Raw genomic sequence first — 19,183 nt, 5'->3', positions numbered from 1 at the left:
ATTATGAAAAAAATGAAGAAACTACTGGCGCTTATGTGCATCGCTATAGCTGCACTCATATGGCTGCCGGGACTAAAGTTTCCGGTAGAGGCGGGAGGTATTGATTACGAGGAGATGGTGTTGGTAGAATCCGGAGAAGATGTCACCTTATCAATAAATCTCAGTAAGTTAAATCTACCGGCAGGTTTTGAGGTGGGTAGTTGTAACTGGATTACAGATGGTGAAACTGTCAGTGCAGATGGTGGAACTGTCAGTGCAGATGGATTGTCATATACATTGAGAAATGTTACAAAATCCCAGTTTGTTTATGTATCTATATCCGACAAGAATAGTAGAGATGGAAAATTTTGTGAATTTTATATTTATGTAAATTCTTCAAATATAACAGCTAAAGCAGTTGGCAATAATACGGTGATAGCGAACTCAGGAGAGAAAGTAACACTAAAGGTATCCGCAAGCAGTAATCAGGGGAAGCTTACATATACATGGTATAAAGGACAGTCATACGGGGGAGATGTAGGACAGTTAGGGCATAAAGCATCTTATACCTGTACAGCACCGGTAAACAAAACAAAAAAGCTGAAGACTGAGGATTATCACTGTGTGATTTCTGATGAAATGGGTAATTCAAGCACAGTTTCCTTTACTGTATATGTAAACAGTACAGCCAAAGAGAGCAAATTAAAGACAAATAAGGTCTATATTCTGACATGGGATAGTCAGGTGGAACAGGCGATAAAGGCGGTTAATAAGAAATATCCGTCTTATACAAAGAATATCGAAGTGATCAAATATGAAGTTGGCGGAGGATCAGCTGAATATTATGCATTAGTACAGCAGAAGCTTGCAAACAATCCCGAAGCTACGTTTATTGTTTTGATGGATTCAGCAAAGCTGGATGTACTTTTATCTACAGGAGTATTTACAGATTTGGACAAGCTTGGACTTACAGATGCTTACAGCCAGTCTTATCCATATACCAGAAAAGCAGGAACCTATAAGGGCAAGCTTGTAGCGATGACACCGGAAGCAACACCGGGAGCATTTATGTTTGATCCGGATATTGCACAGAAGGTTCTTGGAACTTCAGATCCTGAAAAGGTTCAGAAGATGATCGGAACAGCTGATGGCTATCTGTCTGTTGCTGCAAAGATGAAAGAGGCCGGTTACTATATGACCTCCGGAGCATCAAAATATACAATGAGTGGTTGTGAGGGTATTCTCAATAACATGATAGGGGATACATCGTATTCTTACGAGGATAATAGCAAGGTATTTATGTTATCTGAAGCAGATAAGAAGACTGTGGAAAAGATCGCGAAGGCGACCCGTAGAAATGGATATGATACAGGAAGCTCGATGTGGAGCAGTGCTTGGGTGGCTGATATGACATCCGGTAAGGTATTTGGCTGGTTCTCTGGCACCTGGGGACAGTATAGCATTACATTTGACAAGCCGATGGCTGCCTGCCAGGGACCATTTGCCTATAACTGGGGTGGTACATACTACGCAATTAAGAGTGGCAGGCAGGATGAAGCAGCAGTGCAGTTCCTAAAAGCCTTATGTTGCGATCCTTCTGTAATGAGTTCTCTGGGCGACCTTCCAAATAATACCGTTGCAGCTCAGAAGGTGATCAGTAAGGGTAAGAATCCTGCAGCTATGAAAAATAATCAGAATATTTATAAAGTATTCGATAAGATGGCAAGAAGCATTAATGGTGGTTCTTATAAGATCTCAAAACCAAAGGTATCCCTTACAAGTAATGGCATTGTAAAGGGATCTGACGGAAAATATTACTATGTAAAGAAAGGTCTGATCCAGTCAGGCAGAAGCGGATTCATCAAAGTTGGCAAGAAGACCTATTACATCAAGAAGGGTGTAGTGCAGAATAAGAAGACCGGATTCGTGAAGAAAGGCAAGAAGTACTACTATGTAAAGAAGGGTGTCTGCAGTACAAAGAATGAATTCGTAAAGGTTGGTAAGAAGACCTATTATCTGAATAAGGGCGCAAAGAACACCAAGACCGGATTTGTAAAAGTCGGTAAGGCAACTTATTATGTTAAAAAAGGTCTGAAGACAGACAAGACAGCATTCATCAAAAATGGTAAGAAAGAATGTTATGTCAAGAATGGTGTATGGAAGAAATCTTACACTGGAAATGTCACCTATAGAAAGCATGTTTACTATGTGAAGAAGGGTGTAAAAGTAAAAAAGGTGAGATAATACATGAAGAATAGATTGAAGCAGATCATTGTCTGGTGCATGGTGGCAGCATTGCTATGCGTGAATTGCTCATTTACATCAGAAGCGAAAACAGGCAGTAAGGTTACAGTTCCAAAGACATCTATTACGTCAGTAAGATCCAGATCAGCGGGACAGGTGACAGTAAGATTTAAGAAATCAAAAAAGGCGGGCAGCTATCAGATTCAGATCAGTACAGACAAGAAGTTTAAGAAAAACGTAAAAAGCCAGAAAGTCAGTGCTAAGAAAACAACGGTAACGTTTAAGAAGCTGAAGCAGGGCAAAAAATATTATGTCAGAGTGCGTGTGTACCGGACTGTAAAGAAGAAAAAATATCACAGCGCATGGAGTAAAGTGAAGTCTGTTAAAGTGAAAAAGAAGACGACAAAGAAGGACTCCGGTCAGAAGAATACTGGTGATAGCAATAAGTCTGAGAACACCACAGATGTAACGGATGCCACTGAGAACGCAGGCACCACCAAGGATACAGACATCACTGGAAACACAGGTGCAACTAAGGATACAGATACCATCGGGAACTCAGGCACTACCGGGGACACGAATTCCGGCGGACAGGAGTCCGAGGATCAAAAAAAAGAGTGGGATGGCACGGCAGAGCTGGAAAAAATGGAATATGAACTGGGAGATGAAATAAAGGTTCATTATTCCAAACAGCCGGAATGTGCAGGAGAAATAAAGGAATATTATACTTATGGTAATCGGGGAGAATATATCGATTATACAGAAAGATATACCAAAAAGAATGAGGATGGAAATGTGGTATGTACGAGTGTCGGACATACCAGCCTGTGTATTATATTCCCTGAGACAGAACATTATAAAGAGACATGGATTGCTTTGGGAAAAGTGAGAATATACAATAATGAAGATCCACTTGGAGGATTTAATCTGTCCGGTTATAAGTACGGGGAAACCATGAAGAAAGAGGTTGGAAATACAACCGTAACGAATGGTACAGGTTCTTTTTGCGAATGGTTTGCATGTGAAGGTAATGCTGCGTGGTTAGAGGAGCATATAACCTATAAGGTATCGGATGCTACGCCGAAAGAATACAGTAATCTTATGGAATGGGCAGGCTGGAATACTTCAGAACCGGAAATAAAAGTAGAAACCTATAATCTGAAAGGAGTATATGGAGAGACAACATCTATTACAACTCCGACCACAAGTGGAAAAGTACAATTTTCCGGCAAAGCAATGTCACAGTGTAAGCTTACTGTAACAGCTGGTGCAGGTGTGCGCGTGTGCAGACTGGATGCTTACAAGGATGGCGTTTTATATGACACTATGTATGTTGCTCCGAAGCCATATGATGAAGATGGAAATCTTCTTGATGCAGAATTGTATACAAAGGTTCGGAGAAATGTAGAGGCAAAGCTGTGGACAGATGATATGTCGAATTATGATAAGCTGAAAACTCTTGCAGATTATATTTCAACGACAGCGCATTATCCGGGATATCAATGTACTCAAAAAGATGTAAATCCGACTCTGTGGGATGGATTCTCAGTCGATGGTATGGCGCTTTATTATAATATGTTCGATATGCCGGTCTTAAACCGTGCGATGGCATTGCGTGGCGGTATCATAACCTGTGTGGCTATAGATATTGTCTGTGCTGCGGCAGAGGAGGATCTGGGGCTGAATTATCTGTATGATAAAGCGACAGATACTGTTGCAGAAGGTGAGGGTGTATGGCTTACGATCGGAGATGCCAGTACCAATCCAAGCGCAGGAGCACATGAGTCTCTGGCATACAAGGATGCCGATGGCAATATCGTATATATCGATGCGCAGGGAAGAAAGGCAAGAAATTCATGCGAAGAACACGGCTGTCTGGATAAGGTCATCAGAGACTAGATCCGTGCCGGACGTGAAGAAGCGAAGAATATAGAGGCAAATATTTAATCAAATAATTAAGGAGATGGATGAAATATGAAACAATTTTTCAAATCACATGCAATTTTATTCAGTATGCTTGCAGTTCTGATCGGATGCTTAATTTATCCGAATCAGGCAGATGCAAAGACATATCAGACGCAGGATAACTATATTGGCAGTGGCGGATGTTCCGTTGTGATCAGCAATAATAAGGTATACTATTCGATCACAGAGACCGGAAGGATCTTCTGCTACGATATCAAAACGAAGAAGACAAAAACCATTGCCAAGGCAAGTGGAAAAGGATTTGGCAGCTTAAGGAAAAAGGGAAATTATCTCTATGCAGTTTATGACAATTATGGCGGTTCTGATGGATCAGATGAGTATATCGTACGTGTGTCCATTAAGACCGGTAAAAAAACAAAGCTTGCAAGAGGCCGTAATTTTGTATTTGCCGGCAAAAAGATCTACTATACAAAGACTCAGCATATCAAGACCGGTGATGTAGAATATGATAAGACGATCGGTACATATTCCATGTCACTTACCGGAAAGAATAAAAAGAAAGCAAAGTCTGTCGTATTGAATACAGAGCGTGATGGAAGAACTCCGATCAAGACCTCCAAGGGTTCTCTGACCTCCCGGGGCAAGACGATAGGTAGTTTATATTTCCCACAGGCGATAGATTACAAGACCTCAAAAGGCAAGAAAACCGAGATTTATAATGTGCTGAAAGATAAGAATGCGACCAGTACTTCAACGGTTTCTTATTATACGTTGCAGGGCGACTACATCGTGTATAAGAAATATGATAAAAAGGGATATTCCAAACTGGTTCTTGTGAAAAAGAACGGAAAAGGAGCAAAGGTTATATATTCAGCACCTTCTGTAAGCGGCTGGTAAAATGAAAATACAGGCGTTACAGCCGGTCGGTGTCAGGTGAGGGTCAGAACTTATAGCGTCAGATAGACAGTTAGAGCTTATGGCATCAGATGGACGATGTTGTATTTAGCATACGGCATCAGATACAGATAATAGAATTTATTTGTATCTGGTGCCGTTTTTTTACGCATTGTGATGGTAAAAAATGCGGATTAATGCTACAATAAAACGAATGGGGAAACGCTTTGGCAGATACGAATGAAAAGGCTGAATGAGATCATACGAGAGGAAACGAAAAAATGAACAAACGAAACCGGTTAAAAACCATTCGGCCGCAGAATGAACGTGCGGCAAGAGCATTCCGTAAGAAGCAGAACATGAAGGTAGAGCTGAATAAAAAGTGGCTGCCTGTTGTCTATGTGGTGATGCTCGGTATCTGTATTTTACTGAATGTGACAAATGATAGTCTGGATCCGGCAAATGTGCTGATCAGTGTCTGTATGTTTGGAATCGTGGGAGCGATATTTGTCTATGCATATAAGCATTTGAAGCATATCGACCAGATGGGGGAAGATTTTCGTATAGCCATCAGCTATATCAAGGGCGACTATGCAAAAGAAAAGAAGCTTCTTTGGGATCTGTATCGTACCGAGACCCGGTATGGTATCTTTAATGAGGAACATCTGAGAAATTCCTATGTAGATTATGTGGAAGAAATGAAACGTCTGGAGCAGGATGAGGAAGGAAAATATGCCTGCGATATCGAAGATTTTATCAATTACCAGCTGATCGATGATGCGGTTGAAAAGGGTCGTCTGAGTCTGGTTCCGGGAGCCATGACAGGGCTGGGTATTCTTGGTACCTTTATCGGTCTGTCAATCGGCCTTCAGGCATTTAATACAGGTTCAGCAGAGGAGATCACGAACAGTATCGGACCTCTGATGGATGGTATCAAGGTTGCGTTCCATACCTCTATCTATGGAATGATCTTTTCCCTGACATTTAATCTGATCTTTAAGACGGTGCTGGAACAGGCATATCACAAACTGGATGAATTTGTAGCAGAGTTCAAACGGTATGTGCGTCCGGATGCGACTTACGATAACGGTAATCTGGAACTTGATTTCCAGAAGAAACAGTTGGAAGCAACGATAGCAACACAGAAGGCAATCGAAGAAACACTTGCATATCTGAAGTCCATGCATGAAGATATCGAAGATATCCGTATCCTGACGAAAGATCAGAATGACATCTTCCGGGGCAGACTGAACCGCCCGAGGGCGATCGGGCAGAGCAGCAGGGAGGGATAAGGCATGAGTAAGAAACGAAGAAGACCGGAGGAAGAAGAAACCTCTTACTGGCTGTCGTATTCCGATATGATGGCGGCACTCCTTCTGATCTTTATTCTGATCATTTCTTTTACACTGATGCAGTCAAAGAGCCAGTATGAGAGTAAACAGGCGGAGCTTGATAAACAGCAGGAGATCATCAAAGAGCAGGAACAGCTCTTAAAAGACCAGCAGGAGGAGCTTGACCGTATCGCAGGCATCCGAAGTGATCTGGTGGCGGCACTCCGTGATGAGTTCGCAGACAGTTCGTTAAATGTCAAGGTAGACGAGAAAACGGGTGCGATCACCTTTGATGCAAGCGTTTTGTTTGATGTAGCAGACAGTGATCTGAAGGAAGAAGGAAAGACATTCTTGAAAGAATTTCTTCCCAAATACTGTAAAGTGCTGCTGGATGAAAAATATCGTGATTATGTATCGGAGATTATTATAGAAGGTCATACAGATACGAATGGATCTTATATTTATAATCTTGAACTTTCCCAGCATAGAGCCTTTTCTGTTGCAAAGTATTGCCTGACTGAGAGTAACGGGATCATAAGCTCCACGGATGTTGAACTGCTTCGAAGTGTGCTGACGGCAAATGGAAAGTCCTACAGCAATCCGATTTATAAGGAGGATGGATCTGTCGATCTGGAAGCATCCAGACGAGTAGAGATTCTGTTCCGGCTTCAGGATGAAGAAATGATCGCTGAGATGATGGATATTCTGAAAGAGAAATAGATATTTTGAAAGAGAAACAGACCAACACTTGCGGTTTTAAAAACGAGATGGTACAATGAGCATTGCGATGGGATGTGTTTGTACATACCAGCATAATGCGAAACCAACATTGAACCGGCAGGTGAAATGGTACAATGAGCATTACGGCGGTACATATTTATATGATATGTACTAAATGGATAGATTGTCTTTTGAAAGGAAAACGAGATGAAAAGAGTAGTTGTAACAGGAATGGGCGCTGTAACCCCGATCGGAAATAACGTAGAAGAATTCTGGGATGGCATTAAGAAGAATAAAGTAGGTATTGGCGAGATTACAAAATTTGATGTATCCGAATATAAATGCAAAATGGGTGCTGAAGTAAAAGATTTTGATCCGAAACAATATATGGATCCAAAGGCAGCCAGAAGAATGGAGCCGTTCTGCCAGTATGCAGTTGCAGCTACAGGCGAAGCAATCAAGAATGCCGGTATTGATCTTGAGAAAGAAGATCTGACAAGATTCGGAACCTGTATCGGTAACGGACTTGGCGGTGTAGCTACGATCGAAAAGGAACATGCCAAGGTTATGAATGGTAAGGCAAACCGTGTCAGTGTAATGATGGTTCCTATGATGATCTCGAATATGGCAGCCGGAAATGTAGCGATCGCATATGGCTTAAAGGGAAAATGTACAGATGTTGTAACAGCATGTGCGACAGGGACAAACAGCATTGGCGAGGCATATCGTTATATTCAGGTCGGAGATGCAGATGTGATGGTAGCCGGAGGCGCTGAATCACCGATCTGTGAGACAAATGTTTCAGGATTTATCTCCATGACAGCACTTTCAAGTGCAACGGAAGCAGATCGTGCGTCGATTCCGTTTGACAAAGACAGATGTGGATTCGTTATCGGTGAAGGAGCTGGAGTCGTAGTTCTGGAATCTCTGGAGCATGCGCAGGCAAGAGGAGCAAAGATCCTTGCCGAGGTTGTCGGATATGGTTCCACCTGTGATGCATTTCACATTACATCCCCTGCCGAAGATGGAGAGGGTGCAGCAAGAGCCATGACACTTGCGATCAACGAGGCTGGCATTACACCGGCAGATGTTGATTATATCAATGCACACGGAACAAGTACCCACCACAATGATCTTTATGAGACAAGAGCTATCAAGAAAGCATTTGGTGAGGATGCATATAATGTAAATATCAATTCTACAAAATCCATGATCGGTCATTTATTTGGCGCGGCCGGAGCAGTTGAATTTATTACATGCGTAAAATCTATCGAAGATGGATACATTCACCCAACAGTAGGTCTTCGTGAGACAGAAGGCGAGATCGACCTGAATTATACAAAGGGTGAGGGCGTTCATAAGGACATTACATATGCACTGAGCAATTCTCTTGGATTTGGCGGACACAATGCAAGTATCCTTGTAAAGAAATGGGAAGAATAAGATCCAGACAAAAACAGATATAAAAGAATTACACATCATAAATAATGTGAGCAAAAGTATTTGCACGAAAAAGTGTAAATTTACATGGAAAAGTGAAAATTTACATCAAAAAGTGAAAATTTACATCAAAAAGTGAAAAAACGTATTGACATATTCCTTGTGTTATGGTAAAGTATCTCCCGATGAACTGCCGAAGACAGTAGGTGCCGGATGGCATAAGTTGAAAAACACCTACCGAGGAATATATCGTTAATATTATTTTAACTATATGCTCTCTGTCTTATCGACAGAGAGCTTTTCTTATTTTAGCAGAAGATGCTTTCTGTTAACTATGTGCAGTCATTAGTAAAACAAGGAGGCGCATTATGGCAAAGGTAGAGATTAAGAAGCCAGTAGTTGAAGAAATCAAAGCTAACTTAGATGGTGCTCAGACAGCAGTTGTAGTTGACTACCGTGGACTTACAGTTGAGCAGGACACACAGCTTCGTAAGCAGTTAAGAGAAGCTGGGGTTGTTTATAAGGTATACAAGAACACCATGATCAACTTCGCTATTGAAGGCACAGAGTTCGAGGGACTGAAGCCATGTCTCGAAGGACCTACCGGATTAGCTATCTGTAAGACAGATGCTACAGCAGCAGCCAGAATCTTGGCTAACTTCGCAAAGACTGCTCCGGCACTTGAGCTTAAGGGTGGCGTTGTAGAAGGTACATTCTACGATGCAGCAGGTATCGCAGTTATTGCAAACATTCCTTCAAGAGAAGTACTTATTTCCAAATTCCTTGGAAGTATCCAGTCACCTATTGCAAACTTCGCTCGTGTTATCAAGCAGATTGCAGAACAGAAGGAAGCTTAATTATTTGTGCATACAGGCACATCGGCTTCTATTTAATAGAAGCAGCAATTATTAAACTATATTATATTAATGGAGGAAATAATAATGACAACTCAGGAAATTATTGAAGTAATCAAAGGTTTATCAGTATTAGAATTAAATGACTTAGTTAAAGCATGTGAGGAAGAATTCGGCGTATCAGCAGCAGCAGGTGTTGTTGTAGCAGCAGCAGGCGGAGACGCTCCAGCAGCAGAAGAGAAGGATTCATTCGATATCGAACTTACAGAAGTTGGTCCTAACAAGGTTAAGGTTATCAAGGTTGTTCGTGAGATTACAGGTCTTGGCTTAAAGGAAGCTAAGGACGCTGTTGATGGCGCTCCAAAGGTTATCAAAGAGGGAGCTTCAAAGGACGAGGCTGAGGAAGCTAAGACTAAGTTAGAGGCTGAAGGCGCTAAGGTTACATTAAAGTAATTTTATTCCTTGTATTTATGAATATCTTTCGACCTGGCGGGAGAATTACCTGCCAGGTCGTTTTTGTCAAAGTTCCGGCGAACTGATCATTTTTATCAATAAGAGCAGTTGAGACCGAATAAGTGATTTTAAGATTCTGAACACAGATACAAATATCTATACAATGATGAAAAATTACTTGCTTATAAGGGGTGATTTTTTGAATGCATAGAGTGAGAATGCACTCATGGTATAGCCGAATTTATGTATCTGTTCTATAAAATAAAATGCTGTTGCATATTGTTTTTAGAAAATGCAAACAGGCGCATAAATATGGATAAATGTTCATATACAATTCTTTTATAAAAAATTCCAAATATTTCTTGACATATACCTTGAAAATGTGATACAGTGTAGGATGTCTATACTATGGGTTGGTTTGCGTTCAAACCAGACATATAATGACACGGCTAATATATTTCGGTTAAATGTAAGCATTTCAACAGAATATACGCTTAAAAATAAATTCCAAGGGGTGAATGTGTCGATGGAAAAAAACAGAATTAGTCCTGTTCAATCTGGTAAAGGTATCCGAATGAGTTATTCCAGACAGAAAGATGTACTGGAGATGCCTAACTTTATCGAAGTTCAGAAAAACTCATACCAGTGGTTCCTTACCGATGGTCTGAAGGAGGCATTTAAAGATATCTCTCCTATTACTGACTATACAGGACAGCTTAGTCTTGAGTTTGTAGATTTCCAGTTATGTAGAGATGATGTGAAGTACTCAATCGAAGAGTGCAAGGAAAGAGATGCAACATATGCTGCACCGCTTAAAGTAAAAGTAAGACTCCATGCAAATGACGCAAAGGAAATGTCAGAACATGAGATTTTCATGGGTGATCTTCCTCTTATGACCGAGACAGGTACATTTGTGATCAACGGTGCAGAGCGAGTTATCGTAAGCCAGTTGGTGCGTTCACCTGGTATCTACTATGATATTGCACATGATAAGATTGGTAAGAAGCTGTACTCCTGTACAGTTATCCCAAACCGTGGTGCATGGTTAGAGTACGAAACAGATTCGAATGATGTTTTCTATGTTCGTGTAGATAGAACCAGAAAGGTGCCTATCACAGTACTTATCCGTTCACTGGGAATCGGAACAAATGCAGAGATTATCGATCTGTTTGGCGAAGAACCAAAGATTTTAGCAAGTATTGAAAAGGATCCTTCTGAGACATATCAGGATGGTCTTCTTGAGCTGTACAAAAAAATAAGACCGGGTGAGCCTCTTGCAGTAGAAAGTGCAGAGAACCTGATCAATGCAATGTTCTTTGATCCAAGACGTTATGATCTTGCAAAGGTTGGACGTTATAAGTTCAATAAGAAGCTGGCATTCCAGAACAGAATCACAGGTCAGATACTTGCAGAGGATGCGATCGATCCGGCAACCGGTGAAGTGATCGCAGAAGCAGGCACGACACTTACAAGAGCACAGGCAAAGGATATCCAGGATGCTGCTGTACCATATGTTATGATCCAGACAGAAGAACGTAACGTAAAGGTGCTTTCAAATATGGTAGTAGATCTGTCCAAGTATGTTGGATTTGATCCTGCTGAAGTAGGTATCCATGAGGGTGTATACTATCCTGTCCTTGAAACCCTTTTAAATGAATATTCAGACGAAGAAGAATTAAAGGCAGCTATCGCAAGAGATGCATCTGACCTTGTTCCAAAGCATATAACAAAAGAAGACATTATCGCTTCAATTAACTACAACATTCACCTTGAATATGGTATTGGAACAAAGGATGATATCGATCACCTTGGTAACAGACGTATCCGTGCAGTCGGAGAACTTCTTCAGAATCAGTATAGAATCGGTCTTTCCAGACTGGAAAGAGTTGTAAGAGAGAGAATGACGACTCAGGACGTAGAGACGATCACTCCACAGTCTCTGATCAACATCAAGCCTGTAACAGCAGCAGTTAAGGAATTCTTCGGAAGTTCCCAGTTGTCACAGTTCATGGATCAGAACAACCCATTGTCTGAGCTGACTCATAAGAGAAGATTATCAGCCCTTGGTCCCGGTGGTCTGTCACGAGACAGAGCAGGATTCGAGGTTCGAGATGTACACTATACTCATTATGGTAGAATGTGTCCTATCGAGACTCCTGAAGGTCCTAACATCGGTCTGATCAACTCTCTGGCTACTTATGCAAGAATCAATGAGTATGGTTTTGTAGAAGCACCATACAGAAAACTGGATAAATCAGATCCTGCAAACCCTGTAGTTACAGATGAGGTTATTTATCTGACGGCAGATGAAGAAGATAATTACAGAGTTGCACAGGCAAATGAACCTCTGGATGCAGATGGTCATTTCGTAAATAACAACGTATCAGGAAGATACAGAGAGGATACAACAGAGTTCCCGAAATCAAGAGTTGATCTGATGGACGTTTCTCCTAAGATGGTATTCTCAGTTGCTACATCCATGATTCCTTTCCTTGAGAACGATGATGCAAACCGTGCTCTGATGGGATCAAACATGCAGCGTCAGGCAGTTCCGCTTATGCTTACCGAATCAGCCGTTGTAGGTACTGGTATGGAAGCAAAGGCAGCCGTTGACTCAGGTGTATGTATCGTTGCAAAGAGAGATGGTGTAGTTGAATATTCCACAAGTAAGGAAATCTGTATTAAGGCAGATGAAGATGGAACAAAGGATATCTACCATGTTATCAAGTTCGCACGAAGCAATCAGGGTAACTGTATGAACCAGAGACCTATCGTATTCAAGGGCGAGCATGTTAAGGCTGGAGAGGTTATCGCAGACGGACCATCTACTTCAGGTGGAGAGATCGCACTTGGAAAGAACCCTCTGATCGGTTTCATGACCTGGGAAGGTTACAACTACGAGGATGCTGTTCTTTTAAGTGAAAGACTTGTAAAAGATGATGTATATACATCTATTCATATTGAGGAGTACGAATGCGAAGCAAGAGATACCAAGCTCGGACCGGAAGAGATCACAAGAGATCTTGCGGGATTGTCCAATGATGCATTAAAGGATCTGGATGAGAATGGTATTATCCGTATCGGTGCTGAGGTTCGTGCCGGAGATATCCTTGTCGGTAAGGTTACTCCTAAGGGAGAGACAGAGCTGACAGCAGAGGAAAGACTCCTTCGTGCCATCTTTGGTGAGAAGGCAAGAGAAGTAAGAGATACTTCCCTTAAGGTTCCTCATGGAGCATTTGGTGTCATCATGGATACCAAGATCTTCACAAGAGAAAACGGTGATGAACTTTCACCGGGTGTTAATAAATCAGTCAGAGTATACATTGCTCAGAAGAGAAAGATCCAGGTAGGAGATAAGATGGCCGGTCGTCATGGTAACAAGGGTGTAATTTCCCGTGTACTTCCGGTAGAAGATATGCCATTCCTTCCAAATGGTCGTCCGCTCGATATCGTGTTGAACCCACTGGGCGTTCCTTCACGTATGAATATCGGACAGGTTCTTGAAATCCATCTTGGTCTTGCTTCACAGGTTCTCGGATTCAAGGTTTCAACTCCTGTGTTTGATGGTGCAGACGAGTTTGATATCATGGATACTCTTGAGATGGCGAATGATTATGCAAATACCGAGTGGGAAGATTTCTATGAGAAATATAAAGACTCTGTTTCGGAAGAAGTAATGAATTACCTCTATGAGAACAGAGACCACAGAGAAGAATGGAAGGGCGTTCCGATCGACAGAACCGGTAAGGTACAGCTTCGTGACGGTAGAACCGGTGAAGAATTTGACAGCCCTGTAACAATCGGTTACATGCATTATCTTAAGCTCCACCATCTGGTTGATGATAAGATCCATGCACGTTCAACCGGTCCGTACTCATTAGTTACACAGCAGCCTCTGGGTGGTAAAGCTCAGTTCGGTGGACAGCGTTTCGGTGAGATGGAAGTTTGGGCACTGGAAGCATACGGTGCATCATATACATTACAGGAAATCCTGACTGTTAAGTCGGATGATGTAATCGGACGTGTTAAGACATATGAAGCGATCATTAAGGGTGAGAATATTCCTACACCTGGTATCCCTGAGTCATTCAAGGTACTGCTGAAGGAATTCCAGTCACTTGGTCTCGATGTCAGAGTTGTAAAAGACGATATGACAGAGGTTGATCTCGGTGAGACGATCGAAGCGTATGACGAGAATGTTAAGAGCATGATCGATGATGATAAACGGGAAGCTGATGGACGTGAATTTGAAGAAGCGGGCTTCAGCGGAACAGATGAAAATGATGAGCTGACATCATTATCAGACGGAGAATATCTGGATGATTACAATGACGACTATGATGGCAACTCGGATGATGAATTTTAGAAAGGAGATTTTGTAAGATGCCAGAATTTAACATGGAAACTCCAGAACAGGAACAGGCTTTAAGCTTTGACGCAATTAGAATCGGACTTGCATCTCCTGAAAAAATCAGAGAATGGTCACATGGTGAGGTTAAGAAACCTGAGACTATCAACTACAGAACATTAAAACCGGAAAAAGATGGTTTGTTCTGCGAGAGAATATTTGGACCTAGCAAGGACTGGGAATGTCATTGCGGTAAGTATAAGAAGATCAGATATAAAGGTATTATCTGTGATCGATGCGGTGTAGAGGTTACAAAGGCCAGCGTTCGTAGAGAGCGTATGGGTCATATCGAGCTTGCAGCACCGGTATCCCATATCTGGTATTTCAAAGGTATTCCTAGCCGTATGGGACTGATCCTTGATATTTCTCCAAGAGTACTTGAAAAGGTATTATACTTTGCATCTTATATCGTTCTTGATCCAAAGGACACACCGCTTACTTATAAGCAAGTTCTGACAGAGCAGGAATACAGAAAGGCTGAAGAGGACTTCGGATACGGCTCCTTCCGTGCAGGAATGGGTGCTGAGTCCATTCAGGAGCTCTTAAGAGCAATCGATCTGGATAAAGAAAGCGAAGAATTAAAGGCTGAGCTTAAGAATTCAAGCGGACAGAAGAGAGCCAGAATCATCAAGAGACTGGAAGTTGTTGAAGCATTCCGTAATTCTGAGAATAAGCCGGAGTGGATGATCATGGATGTTATTCCGGTTATCCCACCGGATATCAGACCTATGGTTCAGTTGGATGGCGGCAGATTTGCTACATCTGACCTGAATGACTTATATAGAAGAATTATCAACAGAAATAACCGCTTAAGAAGACTTCTTGATCTGAACGCTCCTGACATCATTGTCAGAAACGAGAAGAGAATGCTTCAGGAAGCTGTTGATGCGTTAATTGATAATGGTAGAAGAGGCCGTCCTGTAACAGGTCCGGGTAACAGAGCATTAAAGTCTCTGTCCGATATGTTAAAGGGTAAGCAGGGACGTTTCCGTCAGAACCTTCTTGGTAAGCGTGTTGACTATTCAGGACGTTCCGTTATCGTAGTAGGACCGGAACTTAAGATCTATCAGTGTGGTCTTCCAAAGGAAATGGCTATCGAATTATTCAAGCCATTTGTTATGAAAGAACTGACAGCCAGCGGCAGAGCGAATAACATTAAAGCTGCTAAGAAGATGGTAGAAAAGCTTGAGCCGGAAGTTTGGGATGTACTTGAGGATGTAATCAAAGAGCATCCGGTTATGTTAAACCGTGCTCCTACACTTCACAGACTGGGTATCCAGGCATTTGAGCCTATCCTTGTAGAAGGTAAGGCAATCAAGCTTCATCCACTGGTATGTACAGCGTTCAATGCCGATTTCGATGGTGACCAGATGGCTGTTCACCTTCCGCTTACAGTTGAGGCACAGGCAGAATGTAGATTCCTGCTCCTGTCCCCGAATAACCTTCTGAAGCCTTCAGATGGTGCTCCGGTTGCCGTTCCTTCACAGGATATGGTCCTTGGTATCTACTATCTGACAATGGAGAAGGATGGCGATATCGGAGAAGGCAAGTTCTTCAAGTCAAAGAACGAAGCACTGCTTGCATATGAGAACAAGGAGATCACTCTCCACTCTAAGATAAAAGTAAGAAGAACTGTTACGACAGAAGACGGAACAGAGGTTACAGGTATCATCGATACTACACTCGGTCGTTTGCTGTTCAACGAGATCATTCCTCAGGATCTTGGATATGTTGACAGAACAAATCCTGACAATATCCTGAAACTTGAGATTGATTTCCATGTTGGTAAGAAACAGTTAAAGCCGATCCTTGACAAATGTATCAATACACATGGCGCAACCAAGACTGCTGAAGTTCTGGATGACGTAAAGGCAATCGGTTACAAGTATTCAACCAGAGGTGCTATTTCAGTATCTATTTCAGATATGAAGGTGCCGGACGAGAAGAAGCAGATCCTTGCAGATGCTCAGACTCAGGTTGACAAGATCACAAAGATGTTCAGACGTGGTCTTATGACAGAGGAGGAGAGATACCTCGCTGTTGTTAAGGTTTGGGAAGAAGCCGATAAGGTTCTGACAAAAGCCCTTCTGGACGGACTTGATAAATATAACAACATCTTCATGATGGCAGATTCCGGTGCCCGTGGATCTAACCAGCAGATCAAACAGCTGGCTGGTATGCGTGGTCTGATGGCAGATACAACCGGTCGTACGATCGAACTTCCGATTAAGTCAAACTTCCGTGAAGGTCTTGACGTTCTGGAGTATTTCATTTCAGCGCATGGTGCTCGTAAGGGTCTGTCCGATACAGCGCTTCGTACAGCCGATTCAGGATACCTGACCAGACGTTTGGTTGACGTATCACAGGATCTGATCATTCGTGAGACAGATTGTTGTGCAGGAAAAGCAATTCCTGGTATGGAAGTAGAAGCTTTCATGGAGGGAAAAGAAGTAATCGAATCCTTCCAGGAGAGAATTACAGGTCGTTACCTTGCAGAATCTGTATACGATAAAGATGGTAACCTTTTAGTTAAGGCAAACCACATGGTATCACCAAAGAGAGCTGCTCTGATCGTAAATCAGGGTGTAGATTCAAACGGTGTTCCGTTCCTTGATCCGGATACAGGTGTTACAAGACAGGATGCAAAGCTTAAGATCAGAACGATCCTGACATGTAAGTCACACCTTGGTGTATGTGCAAAATGTTATGGTGCCAACATGGCAACCGGACAGCCGGTACAGGTTGGTGAAGCTGCCGGAATTATCGCAGCTCAGTCAATCGGTGAGCCTGGTACACAGCTTACCATGAGAACATTCCATACTGGTGGTGTTGCCGGTGATGATATTACACAGGGTCTTCCTAGAGTAGAAGAGTTGTTCGAAGCAAGAAAGCCAAAGGGACTTGCGATCATCGCAGAGTTTGGCGGTAAGGTTCAGCTTCGTGATAATAAGAAGAAGAGAGAAGTCGTTATCACAAATGACGAGACAGGCGAATCAAAGGCATACTTAATTCCTTATGGTTCCCGTATCAAGGTTCTGGACGATCAGGTTCTGGAAGCCGGTGATGAATTAACAGAAGGTTCTGTTAATCCACATGATATCTTAAAGATCAAAGGTATCCGTGCAGTTCAGGATTACATGCTTCGTGAAGTACAGCGAGTATACAGACTTCAGGGTGTTGATATCAATGATAAGCATATCGAGATCATTGTTCGTCAGATGTTAAAGAAGATCAGGATCGAGGATAACGGAGATTCATCCTACCTTCCGGGAACACTGGTTGACGTTCTTGATTTTGAAGATACAAATGAGCAGCTCATCGCAGAAGGCAAACAGCCGGCAGAAGGCTCACAGGTAATGCTTGGTATTACAAAGGCATCACTTGCTACAGATTCCTTCATGTCAGCAGCGTCCTTCCAGGAGACAACAAAGGTTCTTACAGATGCAGCTATTAAGAGTAAGGTAGATCCGCTTAATGGTCTGAAAGAGAACGTTATTATCGGTAAGCTGATCCCAGCAGGTACAGGTATGAAGCGCTATCGTTCTGTAAAGCTTGATACAGAGATGGATGAGATCAACTTCTTTGATGATGATGAAGAGATCGACTTCGGAGATGATCTGGAAAGCACAGAGTTAGAAGATGCAGTTGATACCGATGCAGATGCAGAGGATGAGGCGGAAGAAAATGCTTCAGACTTGGAATCTGTAGAGGCAGAGACATCTGATAACGAATAAATAAATTTGAAAAGTGCTTGACACGAATAATTTCAATATATATAATGGTAAGGCATGCGTGAGAACGTATGCCTTATATTATTTTTTATTTTGAAAGTAGGAGGTGAAAACATGCCAACATTTAACCAGTTAGTTAGAAAGGGAAGACAGACAGTAGAGAAGAAGTCAACTGCACCAGCTCTTCAGAGAAGTTTCAACTCATTAAAGAAGAAGCCAACTGAGACAAGCTCTCCACAGAAGAGAGGAGTTTGTACAGCAGTTAAGACAGCTACTCCTAAGAAGCCTAACTCAGCTCTGAGAAAGATCGCCAGAGTTCGTTTATCAAACGGTATCGAAGTTACAAGTTATATTCCAGGTGAAGGTCACAACCTTCAGGAGCATAGCGTAGTTCTTATCCGTGGTGGTAGAGTAAAGGACTTACCTGGTACAAGATACCATATCATCAGAGGTACTCTTGATACAGCAGGTGTTGCAAAGAGACGTCAGGCTCGTTCTAAGTACGGTGCTAAGCGTCCAAAAGATGCTAAGAAGTAATTAAAACCGTATTATTGGAAACATTCCAAAAAAATGTGCTGGTTAGGCCATGTTTTTGCTATGAGATAAGGTGTTGATGCATAAAAATGCAGAAAACATCAGATAGATAGAAGAGATGGAAATAACAGCACGAACACATTTTATAATGTGAGTACCGAAGAATTAATAAATATTAAGGAGGGAAGAACCGTGCCACGTAAAGGACATATCGCAAAGAGAGACGTATTAGCGGATCCAATTTACAATAACAAGGTGGTTACCAAGCTTATCAACAACGTAATGTTAGATGGTAAGAAGGGTGTTGCCCAGAAGATTGTTTACGGTGCATTCGACCGTATCGCAACTGAAACTGGTAAGGACGCTATCGAGGTATTTGAAGAGGCTATGAACAACATCATGCCATTACTCGAGGTTAAGGCAAGACGTATCGGTGGTGCAACATATCAGGTACCTATCGATGTAAGACCAGATAGAAGACAGGCTCTTGGACTTCGTTGGTTAACAACATTTTCACGTGCCAGAAGTGAAAAGACCATGGAAGAAAGACTTGCAAGAGAAATCATGGATGCAGCTAATAACACAGGTGCATCTGTAAAGAGAAAAGAAGATATGCACAAGATGGCAGAAGCAAACAAGGCGTTTGCTCACTACAGATTCTAATCTGTG

General features: G+C 42.1%; 12 protein-coding genes and 1 other annotated feature. All 12 genes read left to right on the top strand.

Annotated elements, in window-relative coordinates; genetic code table 11:
• The first annotated feature begins 3 nt into the window (after positions 1–3).
• The 12 genes from GT641_RS07525 (at position 4) to rpsG (ending at position 19,177) form a co-directional block, all read left to right on the top strand.
• On the top strand, positions 4–2,223 hold the full coding sequence (locus GT641_RS07525; protein WP_161117205.1) for an ABC transporter substrate-binding protein: 2,220 nt from the start codon (positions 4–6) through the stop codon (positions 2,221–2,223).
• Between the two features lie 3 nt (positions 2,224–2,226).
• Positions 2,227–4,122 carry a fibronectin type III domain-containing protein gene (locus tag GT641_RS07520; RefSeq protein WP_161117204.1) on the top strand — a complete coding sequence of 632 codons (1,896 nt, stop codon included), beginning with the start codon at positions 2,227–2,229 and terminating at the stop codon, positions 4,120–4,122.
• A 75-nt stretch (positions 4,123–4,197) separates the two neighbouring features.
• Positions 4,198–5,046: a hypothetical protein gene (locus tag GT641_RS07515; protein WP_161117203.1), complete on the top strand. Its 849-nt coding sequence runs from the start codon at positions 4,198–4,200 to the stop codon at positions 5,044–5,046.
• A 278-nt stretch (positions 5,047–5,324) separates the two neighbouring features.
• Positions 5,325–6,335 (top strand): MotA/TolQ/ExbB proton channel family protein, encoded by a 1,011-nt coding sequence (locus GT641_RS07510; RefSeq protein WP_161117202.1) that lies wholly within the window; start codon positions 5,325–5,327, stop codon positions 6,333–6,335.
• A gap of 3 nt (positions 6,336–6,338) precedes the next feature.
• Positions 6,339–7,094: an OmpA family protein gene (locus GT641_RS07505; RefSeq protein WP_161117201.1), complete on the top strand. Its 756-nt coding sequence runs from the start codon at positions 6,339–6,341 to the stop codon at positions 7,092–7,094.
• Positions 7,095–7,301: 207 nt separating this feature from the next.
• Positions 7,302–8,537, top strand: coding sequence for a beta-ketoacyl-ACP synthase II (gene fabF / locus GT641_RS07500; protein ID WP_117785714.1), 1,236 nt, complete (start codon positions 7,302–7,304; stop codon positions 8,535–8,537).
• A gap of 172 nt (positions 8,538–8,709) precedes the next feature.
• Positions 8,710–8,847, top strand: a sequence feature (ribosomal protein L10 leader region).
• Between the two features lie 55 nt (positions 8,848–8,902).
• On the top strand, positions 8,903–9,391 hold the full coding sequence (gene rplJ, locus GT641_RS07495) for a 50S ribosomal protein L10 (RefSeq protein ID WP_008402032.1): 489 nt from the start codon (positions 8,903–8,905) through the stop codon (positions 9,389–9,391).
• An 84-nt stretch (positions 9,392–9,475) separates the two neighbouring features.
• On the top strand, positions 9,476–9,841 hold the full coding sequence (gene rplL, locus GT641_RS07490) for a 50S ribosomal protein L7/L12 (RefSeq protein WP_021944598.1): 366 nt from the start codon (positions 9,476–9,478) through the stop codon (positions 9,839–9,841).
• Between the two features lie 526 nt (positions 9,842–10,367).
• Complete coding sequence (locus GT641_RS07485; RefSeq protein WP_044945749.1) at positions 10,368–14,207, top strand: DNA-directed RNA polymerase subunit beta; 3,840 nt, start codon at positions 10,368–10,370, stop codon at positions 14,205–14,207.
• 17 nt (positions 14,208–14,224) lie between these two features.
• Entirely contained in the window at positions 14,225–17,983 is a 3,759-nt protein-coding gene (gene rpoC / locus GT641_RS07480; RefSeq protein WP_117785715.1) for a DNA-directed RNA polymerase subunit beta', read from the top strand.
• A 111-nt stretch (positions 17,984–18,094) separates the two neighbouring features.
• Positions 18,095–18,517: a 30S ribosomal protein S12 gene (gene rpsL, locus GT641_RS07475; protein WP_044945751.1), complete on the top strand. Its 423-nt coding sequence runs from the start codon at positions 18,095–18,097 to the stop codon at positions 18,515–18,517.
• Between the two features lie 189 nt (positions 18,518–18,706).
• The gene (gene rpsG, locus GT641_RS07470; RefSeq protein WP_044945754.1) at positions 18,707–19,177 is read left to right on the top strand and encodes a 30S ribosomal protein S7; all 471 of its coding nucleotides are present in this window, start codon (positions 18,707–18,709) and stop codon (positions 19,175–19,177) included.
• Positions 19,178–19,183 lie beyond the last annotated feature (6 nt).

It is taken from the genome of Clostridium sp. BIOML-A1, from assembly GCF_009874105.1.
In the GTDB taxonomy this organism is placed as follows: Bacteria; Bacillota; Clostridia; order Lachnospirales; family Lachnospiraceae; genus Coprococcus.
The sequence above is the reverse complement of the archived record's forward strand: the minus strand, read 5'-3'. Positions and strand labels throughout refer to the sequence as shown.